The organism is Brachybacterium sp. EE-P12 (assembly GCF_003711805.1).
Lineage (GTDB): Bacteria > Actinomycetota > Actinomycetes > Actinomycetales > Dermabacteraceae > Brachybacterium.
Genome location: NZ_QXCP01000015.1, coordinates 1 through 2,708, shown reverse-complemented (window position 1 = coordinate 2,708; position 2,708 = coordinate 1). Strand labels below are relative to the sequence as shown.

At 56.1% G+C, this 2,708-nt stretch carries 1 rRNA gene; it reads right to left on the bottom strand.

Features of this window, described 5'->3' with window-relative positions:
• Window positions 1-72 precede the first annotated feature (72 nt).
• Window positions 73-2,708, bottom strand: a 23S ribosomal RNA gene (locus D1648_RS17715); the annotation flags it as partial.

Here is a 2,708-nt window from a genome sequence, read left to right as displayed (position 1 = left end):
CAGCGGGGTTGTTCCTCAAGAACCGCACAGTGGACGCGAACACACACAGCAAACAACACACGCAAAGAATGGTTGTTGTAAGTCATCGGCCATTAGTACCAGTCAGCTCCACACATTGCTGCGCTTCCACATCTGGCCTATCAACCCAGTCATCTACTGGGGGCCTCACACACCTCAAGGGTGCAAGGATATCTCATCTCGAAGCAGGCTTCCCGCTTAGATGCTTTCAGCGGTTATCCCTTCCCGACGTAGCCAACCAGCCATGCCCTTGGCAGAACAACTGGCACACCAGAGGTCAGTCCATCCCGGTCCTCTCGTACTAGGGACAGGACTTCTCAAATATCCAACGCGCGCAGCGGATAGGGACCGAACTGTCTCACGACGTTCTAAACCCAGCTCGCGTACCGCTTTAATAGGCGAACAGCCTAACCCTTGGGACCAACTCCAGCCCCAGGATGCGACGAGCCGACATCGAGGTGCCAAACCATGCCGTCGATATGAGCTCTTGGGCAAGATCAGCCTGTTATCCCCGGGGTACCTTTTATCCGTTGAGCGACACCCATTCCACAATGAGGTGCCGGATCACTAGTTCCTGCTTTCGCACCTGCCCGACATGTCTGTCTCGCAGTCAAGCTCCCTTGTGCACTTACACTCAACACCTGATTGCCAACCAGGCTGAGGGAACCTTTGAGCGCCTCCGTTACTCTTTAGGAGGCAACCGCCCCAGTTAAACTACCCATCAGACACTGTCCCTGATCCGGATCACGGACCGAGGTTAGGAATCCAGAACGACCAGAGTGGTATTTCAACAACGACTCCACACTCACTGGCGTGAATGCTTCCCAGTCTCCCACCTATCCTACACAAGCCGTCCCGAACACCAATATCAAACTATAGTAAAGGTCCCGGGGTCTTTCCGTCCTGCTGCGCGTAACGAGCATCTTTACTCGTAATGCAATTTCGCCGAGTTCGCGGTTGAGACAGTGGAGAAGTCGTTACGCCATTCGTGCAGGTCGGAACTTACCCGACAAGGAATTTCGCTACCTTAGGATGGTTATAGTTACCACCGCCGTTTACTGGGGCTTAAATTCTCAGCGTCGAACCCCGAAGGGCTCTAACCGGTCCTCTTAACCTTCCAGCACCGGGCAGGCGTCAGTCCGTATACAGCGTCTTACGACTTCGCACGGACCTGTGTTTTTAGTAAACAGTCGCTTCTCCCTGGTCTCTGCGGCCCTCTCCGCTCTCACGGATCGGGCCCCCCTTCTCCCGAAGTTACGGGGGCATTTTGCCGAGTTCCTTAACCACGATTCTCTCGAACGCCTCGGTATTCTCTACCTGATCACCTGAGTCGGTTTAGGGTACGGGCGACCGTATTCGTCACGCCGGAACTTTTCTAGGCAGTACAGGATCACTCACCTACGCCCATACGGGATCCCCATCACGTCTCACCCACATGGCCCCAGCATTACCCAGGACCGGGCTGCACGCTTAGACGGACTATTCCATTAAGTCCGCGGAAGCTACCTCTCTGCGTCATCCCACGCGCTGACCTACTACAACCTTGGTTCCCAGCCTCACCACCATCCACACCCCGAAGGGCACGGTGACAGCTCGGGTGGTTAGCATCGACTGCCTCGGTATGGGTCCTCCTACGATCGGTTCGGGAATATCAACCCGATGTCCATCGACTACGCCTGTCGGCCTCGCCTTAGGTCCCGACTAACCCAGGGCGGATAAACCTGGCCCTGGAACCCTTGATCAATCGGCGGACGGGTTTCTCACCCGTCTTTCGCTACTCATGCCTGCATTCTCACTCGTACAGCCTCCACCACTGGGTTCCCCCGCGGCTTCACCGGCTGCACGACGCTCCCCTACCCACCCCGGAAAACTCCGGAGTGACACAGCTTCGGCGGTGTGCTTGAGCCCCGCTAAATTGTCGGCGCAGAATCACTTGACCAGTGAGCTATTACGCACTCTTTCAAGGGTGGCTGCTTCTAAGCCAACCTCCTGGTTGTCTCAGCAACTCCACATCCTTTTCCACTTAGCACACGCTTAGGGGCCTTAGCTGATGTTCTGGGCTGTTTCCCTCTCGACTATGAAGCTTATCCCCCACAGTCTCACTGCTGCGCTCTCACGTATCGGCATTCGGAGTTTGGCTAAGGTCAGTAACCCGGTGGGGCCCATCGCCTATCCAGTGCTCTACCTCCGACACGAAACACGCAACGCTGCACCTAAATGCATTTCGGGGAGAACCAGCTATCACGAAGTTTGATTGGCCTTTCACCCCTATCCACAGGTCATCCCCTCCATTTTCAACTGAAGTGGGTTCGCGCCTCCACGCGGTCTTACCCGCGCTTCACACTGCCCATGGATAGATCACTTCGCTTCGGGTCTAGAGCCGGCGACTGAACGCCCCGTTCAGACTCGCTTTCGCTACGGCTACCCCACACGGGTTAACCTCGCCACCGACCACTAACTCGCAGGCTCATTCTTCAAAAGGCACGCCGTCACCCCTCAAGGCTCCGACGGATTGTAAGCACACGGTTTCAGGTACTATTTCACTCCCCTCCCGGGGTGCTTTTCACCTTTCCCTCACGGTACTTGTCCGCTATCGGTCACAAGGTAGTATTCAGGCTTACCAGGTGGTCCTGGCAGATTCACACCGGATTTCACGGGCCCGGTGCTACTCGGGAACAGCGTCACGCCGC